This window comes from Emticicia soli (assembly GCF_037860775.1).
GTDB lineage: Bacteria > Bacteroidota > Bacteroidia > Cytophagales > Spirosomataceae > Emticicia > Emticicia soli.
This window is the reverse complement of sequence record NZ_JBBEWC010000010.1, coordinates 228,913-249,243: the sequence shown is the minus strand read 5'-3', so window position 1 is coordinate 249,243 and position 20,331 is coordinate 228,913. Positions and strand designations below refer to the sequence as shown.

Below are 20,331 nucleotides of genomic sequence, written 5' to 3'. Positions count from 1 at the left end.
AGTTTTAACTAGGTAATATGCCAGATTTTCAGGCATTTATTTAATACAATCAAAGATTGATTAGTATATTTGTCTTGATTCTATTCAAGCCCCAATGGAAAAATTAATAAAAGAGTTTCTTCATGCCGAAAATCTGCGTCAGACACGCCGGCATTTCTTAAATACTTGTACTACCGGTTTAGGAGTAGCCGCCTTAAGCTCGCTGATGAGTGGCTGTTTTCCAAAAAAATCAGGTGAAAACCAAGCAATGACAGACCCAACTTTGCCTAAAACGCCACATTTTGCGCCAAAGGTTAAAAGGGTTATTTATATACACATGGCGGGTGCGCCTTCGCAGCTAGAGTTATTTGATTATAAACCTGAATTGCAAAAATATGATGGCGTAGACTGTCCGCAGGAATTTCTGGAAGGCAAAAAGTTTGCGTTTATCAGAGGTGTGCCTAAAATGCTGGGGCCATTGGCGCAATTTAAGCAACACGGGCAGTCAGGGAACTACATTTCTGACTTTATGCCCTACCTGCCAGAAGTAGCCGATGAACTGACCTTTATAAAGGCTATGTACACCGACCAGTTTAACCATGCACCTGCCCAATTGCTGATGCAAACAGGTAGCCCACGCTTAGGGCGGCCAAGCCTGGGTTCATGGGCGATGTATGGTTTAGGAACCGAAAATCAGAATCTGCCGGGCTTTATAGTTTTAGCATCAGGCGGCCGTAGCCCCGATGCAGGTAAAAGTGTATGGGGGAATGGTTTTCTGCCATCGATATACCAAGGGGTGCAATGCCGCACAGGTGCAGACCCCGTACTTTATGTATCAGACCCACATGGTATGAGCCGTGATATACGCCGACAAACCATTGAGGCCATTAATGAGATTAACCGCCAGCAATACGACGAAGTACAAGACCCTGAGATATTAACACGTATTTCGCAATACGAAATGGCGTTCAGAATGCAGATGTCGGTGCCTGAGGTGATGGATATTAGTAAAGAACCTGAGTGGGTACGTAATATGTACGGCGCCGAGGTAGGCGATGCTTCTTTTGCCAATAACTGCCTTTTAGCCAGACGATTAGTGGAAAACGGCGTGCGTTTCGTACAATTGTATCATTGGGGTTGGGATTCGCATGGAACTGACCAGCGTTTGTCTCTTGATGGTGGTTTTAAGGAACTTTGTAATATAACCGACCGTGCCGTAACAGGCTTATTGAAAGACCTGAAAATGCGTGGATTGCTCGACGAAACCCTTGTAGTATGGGGCGGAGAATTTGGCAGAACACCAATGCAGGAAAACCGTGACGGGCAAACTCTACCATTTAAAGGTCGTGACCACCATCTGGATGCCTTTACGGTGTTTATGGCTGGCGGAGGCTTGAAAAAAGGCATGAGTTTTGGCGAAACCGACCCACTGGGCTATTATGGCGTAAAAGACCGTACACACGTGCATGATTTGCAGGCAACTATTCTTCATTTATTAGGCTTTGATCATGAAAAGCTGACATATTTCTTCCAAGGCCGCCCATTCAGATTGACTGATGTGGCCGGAAAAGTGATAAGGCCTATATTAGCTTAATTGTTTAATTATAAAGTGTTGGTAAAAAATAGTTTATAATATTAATTGACATATGATTTGAGGCTCTAGTCAATTTTCCCAAGATATGACTAGTCTCCGATGGAATTAAGAAATATCCCGCAAAGACGATATAGTAAAACTTTAAACTCTATTTCGCCCAATAGGTAAAATCCCTGTTATCAGATTTTATAATGATAACAGGGACGCCCAAATGTAAAATATTTTCTTTCTTATTCCTGATAACGCCAGATGAATAAATCTCCATAATAACTATTATTAGTTGAATGCACTTGTTGATACCCAAAATTGATAGTCTCTTTGAAATTACCGATAGTATAAGCAACATTATTTTTTACAGATATTCCCCTTGTTGACTCATCGTATCCATCTATTGCGCTTACAACCCATTGTAATGCCCCTGCTGCGTTATACTTTGCAATAAATGGCTCTCCATACTGTACTCCTCGTACATAAAAATTATCTGATGAGTTAACACTATAAAACCACGAGTCATACTGTAACGTACCTGTTATGTATGGATTTCCATTGGCATCTACATCTATATCACCCGAAAAATTATGATAACTACTAGTATTACCATGCCTAGTAGCCCACAGTATATTGCCATTTAGATCGTACTTAGCAAGAAATCCGTTAAAATAGCTAGTTGATCCAACGGTCGTTAAAGAATTAGTTCCTAAACCTGGACCAAAAGAGAGCGCATTTTTATAACTTCCACAGATATATATAGCATTGGCAGCAGCAGAATAAGTAATTCCTCCCATACTTTCTTCTACTACCGAACCAGCAGTTTTAGCCCACGTAAAATCACCAGATGCAGTATATTTCATCACAAATATATCTATATCTCCTCTTGAAGTGAAAGTTACTGTATTTGGAGATTCCCCAAACATAGCAGTACCAGCGTAATGTCCTAAAACATAAACATTATTAGAGGCATCACATACTAACTCAAATCCTGATTCACCATTGTTTCCACTACCTGCGGTTTTTACCCAAATTATATTTCCATTAGCTGCATTATGTTTAGCAGTAAAGATATCATCTGTACCCGAAGTAGAACTTAAACTAAAACCATCAAATGCTACAGTACCTCTATAGTTGCCAGTAGAAAGAATATTACCTGCTGAATCAAAAGTCACACCTTTGCCTCTGGAATGAAAATTACCTCCAGAACTAAATACTTTATACCAAATTAGTACACCCGATGAATTATACTTAGCAACAAATATTTGTTCATAAGAACTACTAGTGGTATATGCGCTTTCACCGCCATTTGTAGAGTAAAAGTTCGTAGCATACCTCAAATAACCCGTTACTGCTATATTTCCTGTATTATCTAAAGCAATATCAAGAATCTCTTGATTGCCCCCAGAACCTCCTATCTGAGTAGCCCATAATAAACTACCGTTCTTATCATGTTTAACAATAAAACCGTCATAATCACCTAATGAAGTAAGTGTTCTGCTGTTTGAAGTACTTCCAAAAGTAATAGCACCATAGAAACTTCCTACTGCAATTTGATTACCTGCATTATCAGCAATAATCGATTCCCCAAGCATATAACTATTTGTTGCGGCTTTAAACGCAAACGACGAACTCAAAGGAGTAGAGGCCACTATATTGGCATTGGCACAAGCCCATTGGCTACCGTTGTAGGTTTTTAGGCATTTCAGGTCAGTATCATAAGCCATAAGCCCTGTAGCGGGCGAAGCTATAGCGTTGATTTGGGCAGTAGTCATCCGTGGAGGAAGCATTCCTTTATTCGTAGAGCGTAACTCAAGAAGAGCCGATGCAGGCATTGCCGCCGCTGCATTCTGGTTAGCTATGAGTGTTCCGGTAGGCGTTGTTTGTGCTCCCTGCCCCCACAATGAAAATTGACAAAAAATAGCCAGAGCAATAAGTAAAGTTTTTTTCAGCATAGTGTTTACCTTAGTCAAGTTAAGAATTGATAAAACATATAAATGCTATGCATTAAAGAAGAGGTACCAAGCCAAGTAAGCTTAATAGTCAGGCTCTTTCTGAAAACCCCAATACCTCATTCAGATTGGCTGCTCAAAACAAAAGAGTATTAATTCTTCATGTAAGTATCAGCTTAAAATGCACAGCAATAGTGCTAAAATTACAGTAACACCTAGCCTTTGTCAATCTACATTTAACTAATACGGTATATTACCTTAGAAGACCATTTATTCTTCAAATGAAAACGAGCAAGTACTATTTTAGTCTAAGACGTTTACTTATTCGCAATGAGTGTAATTTTGTATTGAACTAAACAAGAGCCAAATAAACACCAAAAGCCTTGCTGATAGCAAGGCTTTTGGTATATAAAACTAAAACTATATCTTAATTACAGTACTCACGAATCACGTTGTAAGCAGCCGAATAACCTAATTCTCCGGCACGGCTTAGGTCGTAACAGCCGCCATTATCGTCGCCCAAAGCGTGTTTGATAATGCCTCTTACATAAAATGCTTCACCATATTTAGGGTTTAGCTTAATGGCGTTTGAGCAATCTTGTAGTGCTTCTTTCTGTGCACCAGTTGCCGAGCGCACAAAACCACGGAAGAAATACGCTTCAGCATAAGTAGGGTTTAATTCAATAGACTTATTAAGGTCAGCAATCGAACCTTTTGAGTCTCCGTTCTTGAATCTGGCTACGCTACGGCTGTAGAATGCCTCTGAGCGGTCGTCAGAAAACTCGTTGATTTTCCCTTTCTCCTGTACTACATTACGTAGCTCGTCAAGAATATTTTTATTGATACGGCCCGAATAAGTAACTTTCGAGTCTATATTTATGTTGTTAACCTCAATCGCTTTGGTCAAGTCGTTGATAGCATCTTTCTGGTTATTCAATTTACTTTTACAGAATCCACGGCCATAGTAAGCTCTTACATTCTGAGGGTCTAGTGTAATCGATTTATCGAAATCGTTGATTGCCCCTCTGAAATCATCAATTTTAGTTTTGCTGAAACCACGATTATAGAACGACTCGCTATCTTCCGGGTTCAATTTAATTGCCTCATCAAAGTCTTTGATAGCGCCTGTAAAATCATTGATTTTCAAACGGCTGAAACCACGGCTTGCAAAAGTCTGCGAGCGTTTAGGATTCATGTCAATGGCTTTTGTAAAGTCAGCAATACTACCTGTAAAATCTTCTAAACGTAATTTGCAAGTTCCACGAGAATAGTAAGCCTGAAATTTGTTTATGTCTTCTGTTTTCAGTTCAATTACCTTCGTAAAATCTTCAATAGCACGGCGGTAATCCAATAGTTTGGCTCTTGTAGTACCTCTGTACAAATAAGCAAGGGCATCTTCAGGGCTCAATTCAATGGTACGATTATAATCTTGCAATGCCGATCTGTGATCTTCTTGCTCGCCTTTACTTTTACCACGGAACAAATACGCTAAAGCATTTTTAGCGTCAAGGTCAATTGTTTTGTCAAAATCCAGAATAGCACCACGGTGGTCTTTTAGTTGTTGTTTTGCTAAACCACGGTTAAAATAACTACTCGGATTATCAGGGTTCATTGCAATAGCAGTGCTATATGCTTGAGAAGCACCTACAAAATCACCAGATTTACTTTTGTTGACACCAATGTCGAAATACTCAGAGGCCGTTTGCTGTGCATAAGTACTTGACACACTCAAAACTGCTGCAAGGAAACACAAAGAAAGAAAACTTTTTTTCATAAGAGAATTTAAGCGTTTAGGAGGAAGTATCTAACGATGCTAAGAGAAAATTATACAGTAGCAAAGATAAATTTTATGCGCCTTTACTCAATGTTTTTTCTGAAAAGATTTTGTTAAGCCTGCCACTACATCAACATAGTGTAAATTTTATCACAAAAAACTTGCAAAATTCAATTGTTTTTTAGCAATTTTACCTTAGTTTATAGTTCACCTTTAGGTAGAACCCCTTACTTACGTTGCTAAAAATTTCCTAAATTCATGAAACTACTTCGCCTTTTGGCAGGAGTGGCTATCAGTGTAGTGCTGTTCGCCTCTTGTAATTCAGCCAAAAAATCATCTCAGGACACCGCAAGTGGTCGTAAAAAAGACCCCGTTGCAGCCGATGCAGCTTTGAAAATCGGAATCATGCTTGACAAACTGGCTACCGATTTAGTTAGCGCTACTACAGGTAAAGCTGATATTTTTCGCACAGGCGAGGGTATCAACATTACTTTCCAGCCGGATTTTTATTTTGAATCTAGTTCAGAGCAATTAACACCAGATGCTAAAAATTTACTGGATCAAATATCGGGCGTATTGAATCGTTACCCTTATACTGAATTATTCATAGAGGGGCACGCCGACAGCAGCGGGAATCAGTTAAAAAACAAGAAATTATCTGAAAACCGTGCCAAATCAGTGGCATTGTATTTAAAAGGCAAAGGCGTATTAGCCGAAAGGCTGGCTATTGCAGGCTATGGCGCTACCCGCCCTTTGGCAAGTAATGAAACACCGGAAGGACGCCGTAAAAACCGCAGAGTATTGGTAAAAATAAGAGCCAACGAGAAGAAATTTTTAGCTTCAAGAATACAGGTTGCGAGTAAATGATAAATCTGGCATTAATCATTTTTATAGAAGAATCGGTAGAATTTCTCAGGGAGATTCTGCCGATTCTTATTTTGGTGGGTTTAGTGCAAACGTATTGCTCAAGATTCAAACTAAATCCATATTCTTCACTATATTTACGCATCTGAAACAAACAATTAATTATCTCTAAACCCATTCTCAACAAGCTATGCGAAGCATCCTTCTTATCTGCTTACTTTTATGTACTGGTTTGGTTTCTGCCCAGAATCCAGATGCCGACTACGTAAAAGACAATTATAAAAAAAGAGAAATTTACATTAGTATGCGCGATGGCGTGCGTCTGTTTACCTCTATTTATCTTCCTAAAGACTCTACCAAAAGCTATCCGATTATGTTGCAGCGTACCCCCTACTCGGCAGCACCTTATGGCGAAGGCAAACTCAAAACATTGGTAGGCCCAAGTGCTGAACTGATGCGAGATGGCTACATTTTTGTGTATCAGGATGTGCGGGGCAGATGGATGTCGGAAGGAGATTTTGTTGAAATGCGCCCGCATATTGATACTAAAACCGATAAAAGCCAGATTGACGAGTCGACTGATACGTATGATACCATTGATTGGCTCGTTAAAAACCTTTCTTACAATACAGGAAAAGTTGGTATGTGGGGAATCAGCTATCCGGGCTTTTATACATCAGCCGGACTTATGTCGACCCACCCTGCTTTAGTGGCTTCGTCGCCACAAGCACCAATGGCCGATTTATGGCGTGACGACAGCTATCATAATGGAGCCTTCATGTTACCGCATAATTTCGGTTTTTATCCTTTCTTTACTAACCGAACCGATAACAAACCTACGCAAAGCTTCGGCAAGCGTTTTGATTTTGGCACGCCTGATGGCTATCAGTTTTATTTGAATCTTGGCCCGATGAAAAACTCATTGAAATACACCGAAACCCTCGGCAAAGACCCATACTGGCGAGCGAACCTCGACCACCCAAATTATGACGATTTCTGGAAAAGCCGTAATATTCTGAACCACCATAACGGTATCAAACACGCCGTAATGGTTGTTGGTGGCTGGTACGATGCCGAAGACCTTTATGGTACTTTCAAGACCTACCAATCAATTGAACAGAAAAATCCGGGTATCACCAATATTTTTGTGGTTGGGCCGTGGGTGCATGGCGGTTGGGCCAGAGGCGACGGCGATGTACTGGGCAACGTAAGTTTCGGTCAAAAAACGAGTACGTATTACCGTGAGAATATCGAACGTAAATTCTTTAACTACTACCTGAAAGGGCAAGGCGATAATGTTTTTGCAGAAGCGCTGATGTACGAAACGGGCACTAACAAATGGCGTAATTTTACAGAATGGCCACCGAAAATAGCCAAAGAAAGAAATCTGTATTTTGCAGCTAATGGCAAGCTATCGTTCAGCGAACCAAGCGAGAAAAAAAGTGCCAGCGAATATATATCAGACCCTGCTAAACCAGTACCATCGTCAGACTACATCACTTCTGGCATGCCGCGCGAATACATGGTTGACGATCAACGTTTTGCAAGCCGCCGCCCTGATGTACTTACCTTCCAGACCGATGTTCTTGATAAAGATGTTACGCTGGCCGGCAATATATGGGCAAATCTGAAAGTAGCTATTACAGGCACCGATGCCGATTTTATTGTAAAAATAATTGACGTGTACCCTGACGACGCTAAAGACAATGCCAACACAGCCAAACACATAAAAATGGCTGGCTACCAACAAATGGTACGAAGCGAAGCCATGCGTGGCAAGTTCCGCAAGAGTTTCGAAACACCTGTGCCTTTCAAGCCGAACAAGGTAGAAGATGTATCATTTGAATTACAAGATGTACTTCATACTTTCCAGAAAGGCCACCGAATTATGGTGCAGGTACAAAGCACGTTTTTCCCGATTATCGACCGCAATCCTCAGAAATTTGTACCAAACATCAATTTCGCCGATTACTCCGATTTCCAGAAGGCTACGCACAAGGTTTTCCACGAAAAGAAAAACGCCAGTTATCTCAAAGTAAGAGTACTGGAGTAATTTTCTGATAATTTTGAATTTATGTAAGCATACTTAAATTCCTCTCTTTATTGTTAACGCCATGTATAGAACAATAGGGAGAGGAATTTCTTATTTCAACTTTTCTATTTCAGGCATATCATTTTCAACAAAGTTCTAATTTGCTTGAAAACTCAAACAGATAGCCTTATATTTACCCTCTATCTTTTCAATCAAATATACTTATTACAAAACTATCGATGGAAGCAAACACTATTTCACGAAGAAACTTACTAAAAAACTCATTAGTTGTAGGTGCAGGCTTGGGTTTAGGAATACCCGAAGCAATGGCTGAATCAATAAAAAAAGCCAATCATAACTTCAAATTCTGCTTAAATACAAGTACCATCAGAGAACAGAACCTTGGGCTAATGGGCGAAATAGAAACCGCCGCAAAAGCAGGTTTTGATGCCATTGAGGTTTGGGTAAACACCGTAGAAAAATATGTAGAACAAGGCGGCAAGCTAAAAGATGTTAAGAAAAAAGCAGCCGACCTTGGCATTACAATTGAAGATGCCATTGGTTTCTCGAAATGGATTGTTGACGATGCTAAAGAACGTGAAAAGGCTTTGGAGCAAAACAAAAAAGAAATGGCTATGTTAGCCGAAATAGGCTGTAAACGCATTGCTGCACCTCCGTTTGGTGCTACAACCGGTGAGGTACTTAACCTACAAGCCGTAGCCGAAAGATACGGTAAACTATTGGAAGTAAGTGATAATTTTGGTGTAATACCCCAACTAGAATTGTGGGGATTCTCAACCAATTTGCATCTATTTGGCGAAGTTTTATACGTAGCTTCCGAAAGTGGTCACCCAAATGCCTGTGTGTTGCCAGATGTATATCACTTACACAAAGGCGGCTCTAGCTTCAATAGCCTTAAAATGGTAAACGGCCCTTCTATCCACATGTTTCATGTGAACGATTATCCGGGCGAGCCGCCAAGAGACACCATCAACGATAGCCACAGAGTATTACCCGGCGATGGTATTGCTCCAATGACACAAATCCTGAGAGATTTGAATAGCAAAAACACGCCAATCATGTTATCGTTAGAGTTATTCAACAAAGAATACTGGAAAATGGACGCTCTGGTAGCCGCTAAACTAGGCATAGCTAAAATGAAAGCATCTGTTGCCAAAGCAATTGCATAATATATGAGAAGTTCGCAGGCACTTTTACAATTCAGTCAGCAGGTATTACAACAAGCAGGTTTAGACGAAGAAAAGGCTTTCCATACAGCCCACATACTGCTTGAAGGAGAATTATTGGGGCATCGTACGCATGGCCTCCAGTTATTGGCTTCCTATGTTGCTGAATTAGAAAAAGATACCATGACCAAAACAGGCGATGCCAAATTACTGAACGACATGGGCGCAGTATTGGCATTAGATGGCAGCTATTTACCCGGCCCCTGGCTTGTAAATAAAGCCATTGACGAAGCCTGCAAAAGGGCACAACAATACGGCACTACTATTGTTACGATACAGAAATCACACCATATTGCTTGTCTGGCTGCTTATTTAGAAAAGGTAGCCCGACAAGGCTTTATGATCATTTTGGCCTGCTCTGACCCTCGAAACAAAACAGTAGCACCTTTTGGTGGGCTTACGCCTACTTACAGCCCTGACCCTCTGGCTGTTGGCATTCCGACAGAATCAGACCCGATTATGATTGATGTTAGTATGTCAACTACTTCTAATGGGCTGGTGGCGCGTTCTCATCGTAATCAGGAGCTTTTGCCGCATAACTGGCTTATGGATAACCAAGGAAATGTAAGTAACGACCCTGCTACTTTTTATGCCAATCCTCCCGGCTCAATACTGCCACTAGGTGGGCTCGATAGCGGCTATAAAGGCTTTGGACTAGGTTTAATGATTGAGGCACTCACAAGTGCTTTAGGCGGGCACGGACGGTCGGAAATGCCGCTGCGCTGGGGTGCTTCGGTTTACGTGCAAATCATAAGCCCCGAAGGGTTTGCCGGAGAAGAAGCCTTTAAACGTGAAGCTGAATACTTCAAAAACCAATGTCTTAATTCAGAACCAATTGACCCAAATAAGCCTGTAAGAATGCCCGGTGCGAGGGGTTTTGAGCTAAAACAACGTCAACTAGAGAATGGCGTTGAATTACTTGCTGAAACCCAGAGCTCATTAGAAGAATTGGCAGAGAAATACAGAATTAGTTTTTGATTTCGGGAAATTTTTCCCCCAAAAAAATCAACAATATTTTATTTCGTATATACATGCGCTAATTTGTAGAAATAATACCCCAAATTGGTGTCGTATACTACAGGACTGATTTTTTCTATCGTATATACATGACATTATAACTCTACAAACTCAGATAAGACATGAATAATTTATTGAGAGGATTATTAGCTGGCTATGGCGCAAAAAAATTAGGTGGTGGTTGTTTCGGAACCATTATTGTTTTTATCATTTTATGGGTCATTTTAGGGCAATGCAGCTAAAATAACTCTCTTTATTTCAAAAGAGGTTTGGTTTTGTTGAAAGCAAAACCAAACCTCTTTTTGTTATATACTGTGCCTACACATTAAAAATGAGCATATTTTTCTGAAATGAGATAAGCACACAAACCATTTCTTACTTAAATCCGTTATTCTATCATGGCCGATTAGTGCCTACATACGTCTCTATCCACTCTTAACAAAGAAAATTAGCAGCATACGCATTATGGGATTCGACAGAAACTTATTAAAAATTAAAACACTGGGTGAGCTGAAAGCCAGTAATTATCGCCCAAAATCAATTAAGCAAGAGCTTCGAGACAACTTAATCGAGAAATTAAAAAATAAAGAAGTGGTTTTTCCGGGTATATGGGGTTATGAAGACACCGTTATTCCTGAGGTAGAAAAGGCCATTTTATCAATGCACCACATCAACTTATTGGGTCTTCGTGGGCAAGCCAAAACCCGTATTGCCCGCTTGATGGTGAATTTATTAGACGAATACGTGGCCGTAGTAGAAGGTTCTGAACTAAACGACGACCCGCTTCAACCGCTATCACGCTATGCCAAAGACCTGATTGCTGAAAAAGGCGACAACACACCAGTTAGCTGGTTGTCTCGTGCAGAGCGTTATAACGAAAAACTGGCAACGCCCGACGTATCTATTGCCGATTTGATTGGTGATGTTGACCCGATTAAAGCAGCTACTTTAAAACTGCCTTATTCTGACGAACGTGTGATTCACTTTGGTATGATTCCACGCTCGCACCGTTGTATTTTTGTAATCAATGAGTTGCCTGACTTACAAGCACGTATTCAGGTATCACTATTCAATATTCTACAGGAAGGCGATATTCAGATTCGTGGGTTTAAACTCAGAATCCCGCTTGATATTCAGTTTGTATTTACTGCAAACCCTGAAGATTACACCAATCGTGGAAGTATCGTAACTCCGCTAAAAGACCGTATCGATAGCCAGATTGTAACGCACTATCCGAAATCGATTGAGCTTGGTCGTAAAATTACCGAGCAAGAGGCTATTGTTAAAACTGAACAAAAGAAAATTGAGGTTAACGACATACTGAAAGACCTAATTGAACAAATAGCAGTAGAAGCCCGCCAAAGTGAATACGTAGATGCTAAAAGTGGGGTATCGGCCCGTATGACAATCTCGGCTTACGAAAACCTTTTGAGCTCGGCTGAAAGACGCTCCTTAATTAACGGAGAGAAGAATGTACATGCCCGTGTATCGGATATTTATGGCGCAATAGCGGCTATCAATGGTAAAATTGAGTTAGTGTATGAAGGCGAAGTAGAAGGCCCTGTATATGTAGCGCAAAGCCTGATTGGTAAAGCTATGCGTGCAGAGTTTCTGAAATATTTTCCGAATCCTGAGGCTTTGAAGAAAAAGAAATCGGGTAAAAATCCTTTTCAGCAGGTATCAACTTGGTTTGGTGAAGGCAATGTGATTGATTTCTTAAACGACCTCACCGATCGTGAGTATCGGGCCAGATTAAAAACCATCGATGGTTTAGATGAACTTGTAGAAAACTTTCATCCACGTTTAAATGAAAACGATAAACTATTCATGATGGAATTTGCCCTACACGGTTTAGCCGAATTCTCATTAATCAGCAAACAAGCACTAGACACAGGCTTACAATTCAAAGACCTGCTTGATAGTATGTTTGACCCGAATAAAATGAAATTCGACGATGAGGACGAAGACGATGATAGCTTCAAAAGATTTTGATGATATAGCATAAAACAAGCCCGATAGTATATGCTATCGGGCTTATTTGTTTTAAGGCTTAGTTACCTTTAATAATCTTTCTGCTGAGTAGTTTATCTCCTACTTTTATTTTCAGCAAATACACACCATCAGGTAGCGATTCCAGATTAATTAGCTCTTTAAAGGCTAAATTTACCTGATTCTCTTGTGTTTGCATCAGAATTTTACCTTCTACATTGTAAAGTTGAAAACCAAGTTTCTCGGGCACAACCGTTTCTACAGACAAGTGGCAAATGCCTTGTGTTGGCACAGGGAATAATTTTACTTTTGCTCCGGCAAGCTCTTCATTACCTAGTATGATAATTCGTATTTCTGCTTTTCCGCTTACTGTTCCTTCACCACAATCGTTTTTTACAGAGGCAAGCTCATAAACAGTTGTTTGTTCTGGTTTTACAGCAAACTCAAAAGGTGTTGTATTAGCTGTAAATTCCTGATTGTTAGTTAGCTTAAATGCCCAAGGCGGTAGAGAAGTAAAATCAACCTTTATTTTGGCTGAGTCACCATGCATGAGTTCTTTACTGCCGCTGATAAGAGCTGTTGGCAGTACAATCTTTTCTTTTACAACTACCGCATCGCTTATTCTTCCACATCCTTCTTTTTCTATCCAAGCTCTATAAGTTCCTTGAGCAGATACTTTAATAGCTTGCGACTGGTTATTATCAAAACCCTGATTATCTTTCAACCACATATAAGAATAATCTCCCTTAGCGGCTTCAATACTAACCGCTCCATTCGGGCAAATAAAGAGGCTGTCTTGGTTTGGGGATAGAGTTTTGGGGATGTTTACTTGTATTTCGCTAGCATCTACTTTTATTGAATCTGTTGCTATACAAGTCCCTTGTTTCACAATAAATTTATACGTTCCTGAACTTACCAATAATTGATTATAATTATTACTTATTGTCTTATTATTTAATTGCCATTCATAACTTGTAGGTTTACTATTTGTTATCCACCAATTAAAATCATAATAGCTTAAAGTACTATAAATATTAGGGTATAAATATAGGCTATCATAACATGTTGGAAAGTATTTACTGAGTTTAACATCTAATTTATTAAACTCAATTTTGACAGGGTTTGACAAATACATGCAACCTCCATCAACTTGAGTTTCTAATTGATAAATTCCTGTTTCTTTCGCTGCAACATAACCTTTATTAGCATTAGGTAAGGCTATTCCGTTTAATTTCCATTGATGTTTAGGATTATCATTAGTTCCATAACTCCAAGCATTTAATGATAGGCTATCCAGACACGTACTTGTAGGTAAAGTACTATTTATTGAGTAGTTGGCAACTTTTTCTTTAGCAACAACAGTAATCGTATCAGAAAGCATTGCACAAGTTGCCACATTATTTGGCGTTGAAAAGCTTGCAACAGCATGATAATTTCCAGATTCTTTAATTATAAAATCGCTATTTCTGTTAACCTCCTTAAAAAATTGATTATCTCGATAAATTTTAAATGACAAATTGTAGCCGAAGGCCCTAGCATCCCAACTTACGTTCCCCGCCATCTCCTCTCCTAAACAAAACTCTTTTTTAAATCCATGAAATTGTATTGCATTTAGTTTATGAATCTTTTTGACAATAAAATTTTCTGAAAAAGTTATACAATGCGCTTGAGTAATTTTTAATCTGTAAGAACCAGCTTCCTTTGTTTTGTATGTATCTCGGTTAGCACCATCGATATCACTCCCATCTTTTTGCCATTGGTATTTTATCCCTTCTAAAAAATCTTTTCCTCCTCTTTTATGGTCTAAATACTGCATATTATCAAAAGTAACTTCTTGCCCATCGCATATTTCAATAACATTATTTTTCAGCTGATTATATGGATTAATACGCAGAGAGGAAACCTCTAATTCTCCCACTATTGCCTTGTAAGGATCTGCAATCACTTCACAATTACCTTGCTTAATTTTAACAGAAAAATTTCCTGTTTTTTTTGCTAAATAATGTTTTTCATTTGCACCAGGTATATCAATTCCGTTAAACCGCCATTGATAATTTGCATTATTTAGCTCACTACTAATAGATAAATCGACACCAAATTCATCACAAACAGCCCAAGATGTATAAGGAATGATTCTTGGTTTTTCTAACTCTCCAATTTCTACCTTAACATGCCCATCTACACTATCCGCTGACACACACCCTTCTTGTATTACTCTTACAAAATAACTGCCCGATTCGGCAGCTTGATAAGAATAGTCATTAGCTCCTTCAATTACTTTTCCATCTTTCAGCCATTCAATTTTATCATATTTAAGCACAGGCCATACGTCAAGCTTTACCGAACTACCATTGCAAGCTTTAGTTGTGGTATAATCAACTGTTACATAATCATGTACATAATTCCCAACATAAATAATATTTGATCTGATTTTAGTTTTGGTGCTTTCAATTATTAAAGTATGGTATCCTGCAGCTGGCGTAAACTTTATTGGACTTGATTTTGCAGAGTCTAATAATAAATAAGGTTCTGAAGTAAGCACAAAATACAAGTTAAATGTTTCATCGCTTGGAAAATCGCCAGTAAGTGAAAAATATAATACGTTTTCAGAGCCGGTACAAAGGCGCTTGGAAGGCTGATGTAACTCAATACTTTGCCCAAAAGCAGCAAACGAACTAAAAAACAGCAGTAATAAGAAGGTAGAAGCTTTCATTAATTAGATTAGTGTAGGTTACTTAATAGAACACAGCGTTCAGAATGCAAATAAGGTAAATAGTTTTGACAATAGTAAAATATTATCGCAACTATTTACCTTATTTTTAAAAGAGAGATATGTATCAGCCTAGCTTCGCTAAAGCCTCTTCCAATGCTTTTATTTTGGCATCTGCATCAGCTAATTTCTGGCGTTCTTTTTCTATAATTTCAGGTTTTGCATTTTGTACAAAACGCTCGTTAGCTAGTTTTGCTTCTGTCGATTTTTTGAAACCTAGTGTATAATCTAACTCTTTTTGCAGATTAGCCTTTTCAGTTTCAACATCAATATTAGAACCCAAATCTATCGTAAACTCATCGCCTTTGATTACAAAGCTCACACCATCGATATTCTCGCTTACGTAGCTTATTGCTGAAATGTTAGCCAGTTTCTGAATCAATCCAGCCAATGACTCATAACGAGCCTGAGTACCTGTTTTAATAGCTAATGGCAAAGCCTCTTTTGGCGAAATTTGCTTAGCGTTACGCGTATTACGAACAGTCGAAATGATTTCAGTTAAAATATCAAAATCAGCTAATATTTCTTCGTCTATTTCTCCAACTGTTGGGAAAGATGCAATACAGATAGAATCATTAGCTTCTCTTGTTTTTATGTTCTGCCAGATTTCTTCTGTAACGAATGGCATCCAAGGGTGAGCCAATCGCATCAGGTTATCAAATATTTCAAGCGTAGCTTCATAAGTTTGCTTGTCGATAGGCAAGCTCTTACCGTCAACATACGCAGGCTTAATCATTTCAAGATACTGCGAACAGAAATCGTCCCAGAGGAGGTTATAAGTACTCATCAAGGCTTCAGACATTCTGAATTTGCTGTAATGGTCTAGTGTTTCGGCTAACACCTTATTAAACTTCGACTTAAACCATTGTACAGCTTTAGCCGAAGCAGGATTCTGTTCTAATGTTTCCGACACCTCCCATCCTTCTACTAATCTGAATGCATTCCAAATTTTGTTATTAAAGTTTCTGCCTTGCTCAACTAGCTTTTCATCATACATTAAATCATTTCCAGCAGGTGAGCTAAACAACATACCTGTACGTACGGCATCAGCGCCATATTTTTCAATCAAATCAATTGGGTCTGGTGAATTACCCAAAGATTTTGACATTTTACGGCCTTGCTTATCTCTTACAATACCTGTCAGATAAACGTTTTTGAACGGATATGTTCCTTTATACTCGTAACCTGCAATAATCATACGTGCTACCCAGAAGAACAAAATCTCAGGGGCAGTTACCAAGTCATTAGTCGGGTAATAATAGTTTATATCTGCATTATTCGGGTCTTTGAAACCATCAAAAACGGAGATAGGCCATAACCACGAACTAAACCAAGTATCGAGTACGTCTTCGTCTTGCGTAAGGTCCTGCTCGCTTAGTGCAAAGAGTTGGTATTTATTGCGTGCTATGTTGAGCGCCTCTTTTTTGCTTGTAGCTACAATACAAGTACCATCTGGCATATAATAGGCCGGAATACGATGCCCCCACCAAAGTTGACGGCTAATACACCAGTCTCTTACGTTTTCCATCCAATACTTGTAAGTATTTTTGAATTTCGGCGGAATAAACTGAATTGTATCATCCATTACGTTTTTCAAAGCCGGCTCCGATAAATCTTTCATTTTCAGGAACCATTGCAAAGAAACTTTAGGTTCAATTACTGAACCTGTGCGCTCTGATGTACCAACGTTTGATTTATAGTCTTCTACTTTCTCCAGATTACCCGATTCTTCAAGTAATTTGATGATTTTCTTACGGGCAACAAAACGGTCTTCCCCAACTAAAATCTGTGCTTTTTCGTTTAGTTTACCCTCATCTGTCAGAATATCAATTACAGCCAGGCCATGTTTTTCTCCTAGCGTATAATCGTTCTGGTCGTGGGCAGGTGTTACTTTCAAAGCACCTGTTCCAAAATCTACCGTTACGTATTCGTCAGCTATAATTTTTATCTCACGGTTAATCAACGGAATCCTAACTGTTTTACCAATCAGGTGTTGGTAACGCTCATCTTCTGGGTTTACGCAAATAGCGGCATCGGCCATAATGGTTTCAGGGCGAACCGTAGCAATTACGATACTTCCTTCATCACCATCATAACGGATATACACCAGTTTTTGCTGAATATCTTTCATGATAACCTCTTCGTCCGAAACCGTGGTTTTGGCCTGAGGATCCCAGTTTACCATTCTGTACCCACGGTAAATCTCACCTTTGTTGTATAAATCAACAAAAACTTCAATTACGGCATCGTATAAACTAGGCTCCATCGTGAAACGTGTACGATCCCAGTCGCAAGAAGCGCCAAGTTTACGCAATTGTTTCAGAATGATTCCACCATATTTATCTGTCCATTCCCAGCAATATTTCAAAAATTCTTCACGACTAAGGTCGCTTTTGTTGATACCTTGTTCTTTAAGCATGGCTACCACCTTAGCCTCAGTAGCAATAGAGGCGTGGTCGGTACCCGGCACCCAGCAAGCCTCTTTTCCTTCCATTCTGGCCTTGCGTGTCAATACATCTTGTATAGTATTGTTCAGCATGTGTCCCATGTGTAGCACACCCGTTACATTGGGTGGCGGAATCACGATACAATAAGGCTCTTTGTCGGGATTCGGTTTCGAATTAAAATACTTGTTATCAGTCCAATACTGATACCACTTGTCTTCGATTTCTTTCGGATTGTAGGTTTTGCTTATCATCTTAATCTGGTAATCCTCACGGACGAACAATTTGTGTATCTACCCGTAGTTTACACACTACAGGCACTCCTACGCTGCAATTGCAACAAAAAGGAGTGCAAAATTACGATTTTTTCAGCGAATTAACGATTGATACGTATATAAAAAAACCTGCAAATGGTATGATACCAACTTGCAGGTTGAGCAGTTAAGACAAGAATTAAAATATATTACTTAGTTGGCATCAATTACTCTGCCTGAGCCCGAAATACGGTGGCTGATTCGTGGTGTACCTCTAAACCATACTGTGCCACTACCTGTAATATATACATCAAGGTTATAGTAAGCAGTTGTTTCACAACGCCCTGAGCCATCTATGTCAACATCTGAATTATCGGCACGCAAACCGAACGATTCTATTTTGCCGCTTCCTGTCATGGTATAAATGGCATTTTTGGTGTCGCCCTCCATAAAAATCAAGCCTGAGCCACTCAATTGTGCATTTACATCATTTTTCATATCAAGTGCAACATCAATCAGTCCACTGCCCGATAATCTCAAATCGATGCTTTTGCCGTATATTTTGTTATCGCTGATAACTCTTCCACTGCTGGCAACATCAATACCATAAATATCAGGCGTTTGTACCCAGATTTTCACCTTCTGATTGGTGCGAAACCCACCATTAGCATCTAAAATAAGTGTATTACCGCTTATTCGGGTAACAATACGAGACATAATATTGCGCTCGGCTTCTATTTGTATATCTCTGGCCGGGCCTTGCGTAAGAATAACCTCTGCTGCAAAATCAAGCTCGATTCTGTTAAAATAGCCTGCCCGACGGTACTCTGTTTCAATAATTCCATTGCCTGTTTCTTCGTAAATATTACAAGAAGATAACCCTACTACTCCCAACAGGATTATGCCGATAAAGATGAGTGAACGTTTCATAGTAACACGATTTTAGCTTTTTCTAAGTTTTTTTTGCCTTTAACTATTAGATGCTATATGTTTGCATAAAGTTGTCTGGCAAATTGTTAATAATACGTTAAGGACAATTAAATGATGTTTTTCCCTCATATCAGTAATATAAAAAATGAAGACACTTTGGGGTATAGACCTGGGCGGTACCAAAATAGAAGGCGTAGTAATGAACGCCGATACAAATGAAGTTTTATTAAGAAAAAGGATTCCGACCGAAGCCGCTAAAGGCTACGAACATATTATCAGCCAGATTGCCCGATTGGTTGATATGATTAAAGAGGAAACCAAGCTTTCGCCTGTTGCTGTTGGTTTTAGCACGCCCGGTGCGCTAGACCCTAGCACACAAACCATGAAAAACTGCAATACTACCTGCATGAATGGCCAACGGATGAAAGAAGATATTGAAAGAGCCATTGGTGTGCCTATCGAGATTGCCAACGATGCCAATTGTTTTGCACTGGCCGAGGCAACTATGGGTATTGTGAAAGACGTAGTACCTGATGCAAAAGTAGTTTTTGGTATAATATTGGGCACAGGCGTTGGTGGCGGTGTAGTGATTAACGGACAAGTACTGAATGGCCGACACGGTATTGGTGGCGAATGGGGGCACAATGTATTGGAAGACGATGGCTACGAATGCTACTGTGGTAAAAGAGGTTGTAACGAAACGGTTTTCTCGGGGCCATCTCTACAACGCTATTATGAAAAAATTAGTGGCAAAGCCCTAACCATGAAAGAAATATATCAGGCGTATCGTGATGGCAACGACCCTCATGCTACGGCTACGCTGAAATACTTAACCAAATCGTTCGGGAAAGCTATTTCTTATATCACCAATGTGATTGACCCCGATGCCATTGTGATTGGCGGCGGTGTTGGTAATATTGACGAAATATATACCGAAGGACCTGAAGAACTGAAAAACTATATTTTCAATAGCCGTGTAGTAGAAACACCTTTCTTAAAACCTAAGTTAGGCGATAGCGCCGGGGTTTTCGGCGCAGCCGAATTGGTAAGAGGTTATTAATCTTTATGCTGATTTTAAAAAAGCGAGGGATGGCTCTAGTAAACTATCCCTCGCTTTTTTATATTATTGCCCTAATGATTTTCCTATTTCATCAATCTGGTCATCGTAACTATCATCATTTCCTATTCCTTTAGGGTTTGGTCCATACTCATTCTCACCATATTCTCCATCCTGAAAAAGCATCCAAAGCGGATAAAAAGGAATAATCTGATACCAACCGCTATTACCTAAATCGTGGCAACGCTTGGCTCCTTGCGCCCACATAAACCAAACTGTAGGGATATACAAAAGTATCATAAAAAGTAAGCCTGCTCCATAACCCACTAAAGTTAAAAATAAGATAAAAATAAAATAAGAAAAAACTCGAATAATAAGCGAAAGACCGTATTCTGTCCTTCTGATTCTTCCATCAAATGAAAAGGGATTTTTAAACATCA

At 39.5% G+C, this 20,331-nt stretch carries 13 protein-coding genes; 7 read left to right on the top strand and 6 right to left on the bottom strand.

Annotation, left to right across the window (positions count from 1 at the left end):
• Positions 1 to 94 precede the first annotated feature (94 nt).
• The gene (locus WAE64_RS17590; RefSeq protein WP_340238832.1) at positions 95 to 1,573 is read left to right on the top strand and encodes a DUF1501 domain-containing protein; all 1,479 of its coding nucleotides are present in this window, start codon (positions 95 to 97) and stop codon (positions 1,571 to 1,573) included.
• A gap of 230 nt (positions 1,574 to 1,803) precedes the next feature.
• Here the strand turns inward: WAE64_RS17590 and WAE64_RS17585 are convergent, their stop codons facing one another.
• Both WAE64_RS17585 and WAE64_RS17580 read right to left on the bottom strand, forming a co-directional pair.
• Positions 1,804 to 3,516, bottom strand: coding sequence for an NHL repeat-containing protein (locus WAE64_RS17585; protein ID WP_340238831.1), 1,713 nt, complete (start codon positions 3,514 to 3,516; stop codon positions 1,804 to 1,806).
• A gap of 424 nt (positions 3,517 to 3,940) precedes the next feature.
• Positions 3,941 to 5,287 (bottom strand): tetratricopeptide repeat protein, encoded by a 1,347-nt coding sequence (locus tag WAE64_RS17580; RefSeq protein WP_340238830.1) that lies wholly within the window; start codon positions 5,285 to 5,287, stop codon positions 3,941 to 3,943.
• Positions 5,288 to 5,545: 258 nt separating this feature from the next.
• Between WAE64_RS17580 and WAE64_RS17575 the strand changes: the two genes are divergently transcribed.
• The 5 genes from WAE64_RS17575 (at position 5,546) to WAE64_RS17555 (ending at position 12,439) form a co-directional block, all read left to right on the top strand.
• Positions 5,546 to 6,154: an OmpA family protein gene (locus WAE64_RS17575; protein ID WP_340238829.1), complete on the top strand. Its 609-nt coding sequence runs from the start codon at positions 5,546 to 5,548 to the stop codon at positions 6,152 to 6,154.
• 187 nt (positions 6,155 to 6,341) lie between these two features.
• Entirely contained in the window at positions 6,342 to 8,204 is a 1,863-nt protein-coding gene (locus tag WAE64_RS17570; RefSeq protein WP_340238827.1) for a CocE/NonD family hydrolase, read from the top strand.
• A gap of 218 nt (positions 8,205 to 8,422) precedes the next feature.
• Positions 8,423 to 9,373, top strand: a complete 951-nt coding sequence (locus WAE64_RS17565) for a sugar phosphate isomerase/epimerase family protein (RefSeq protein ID WP_340238825.1) — start codon at positions 8,423 to 8,425, stop codon at positions 9,371 to 9,373.
• A gap of 3 nt (positions 9,374 to 9,376) precedes the next feature.
• Positions 9,377 to 10,408 (top strand): Ldh family oxidoreductase, encoded by a 1,032-nt coding sequence (locus WAE64_RS17560; protein ID WP_340238823.1) that lies wholly within the window; start codon positions 9,377 to 9,379, stop codon positions 10,406 to 10,408.
• 504 nt (positions 10,409 to 10,912) lie between these two features.
• Positions 10,913 to 12,439 carry a P-loop NTPase family protein gene (locus WAE64_RS17555; RefSeq protein ID WP_340238821.1) on the top strand — a complete coding sequence of 509 codons (1,527 nt, stop codon included), beginning with the start codon at positions 10,913 to 10,915 and terminating at the stop codon, positions 12,437 to 12,439.
• Between the two features lie 58 nt (positions 12,440 to 12,497).
• Here WAE64_RS17555 and WAE64_RS17550 read toward each other — a convergent pair whose 3' ends face one another.
• From WAE64_RS17550 to WAE64_RS17540, 3 genes are all read right to left on the bottom strand, one after another.
• Entirely contained in the window at positions 12,498 to 15,149 is a 2,652-nt protein-coding gene (locus tag WAE64_RS17550; RefSeq protein ID WP_340238818.1) for a T9SS type A sorting domain-containing protein, read from the bottom strand.
• A gap of 124 nt (positions 15,150 to 15,273) precedes the next feature.
• A complete protein-coding gene (locus WAE64_RS17545; RefSeq protein ID WP_340238816.1) occupies positions 15,274 to 17,904 on the bottom strand; it encodes a valine--tRNA ligase in 2,631 nt (876 codons plus the stop codon).
• A 213-nt stretch (positions 17,905 to 18,117) separates the two neighbouring features.
• Positions 18,118 to 18,834, bottom strand: coding sequence for a head GIN domain-containing protein (locus tag WAE64_RS17540; RefSeq protein ID WP_340238815.1), 717 nt, complete (start codon positions 18,832 to 18,834; stop codon positions 18,118 to 18,120).
• A gap of 145 nt (positions 18,835 to 18,979) precedes the next feature.
• On the opposite strand from WAE64_RS17540, the gene WAE64_RS17535 reads away from it, so the two are divergent.
• Positions 18,980 to 19,894, top strand: coding sequence for an ROK family protein (locus tag WAE64_RS17535; RefSeq protein WP_340238814.1), 915 nt, complete (start codon positions 18,980 to 18,982; stop codon positions 19,892 to 19,894).
• A 63-nt stretch (positions 19,895 to 19,957) separates the two neighbouring features.
• Here WAE64_RS17535 and WAE64_RS17530 read toward each other — a convergent pair whose 3' ends face one another.
• The gene (locus WAE64_RS17530) at positions 19,958 to 20,329 is read right to left on the bottom strand and encodes a DUF805 domain-containing protein (protein ID WP_340238812.1); all 372 of its coding nucleotides are present in this window, start codon (positions 20,327 to 20,329) and stop codon (positions 19,958 to 19,960) included.
• Between the last annotated feature and the right edge of the window lie 2 nt (positions 20,330 to 20,331).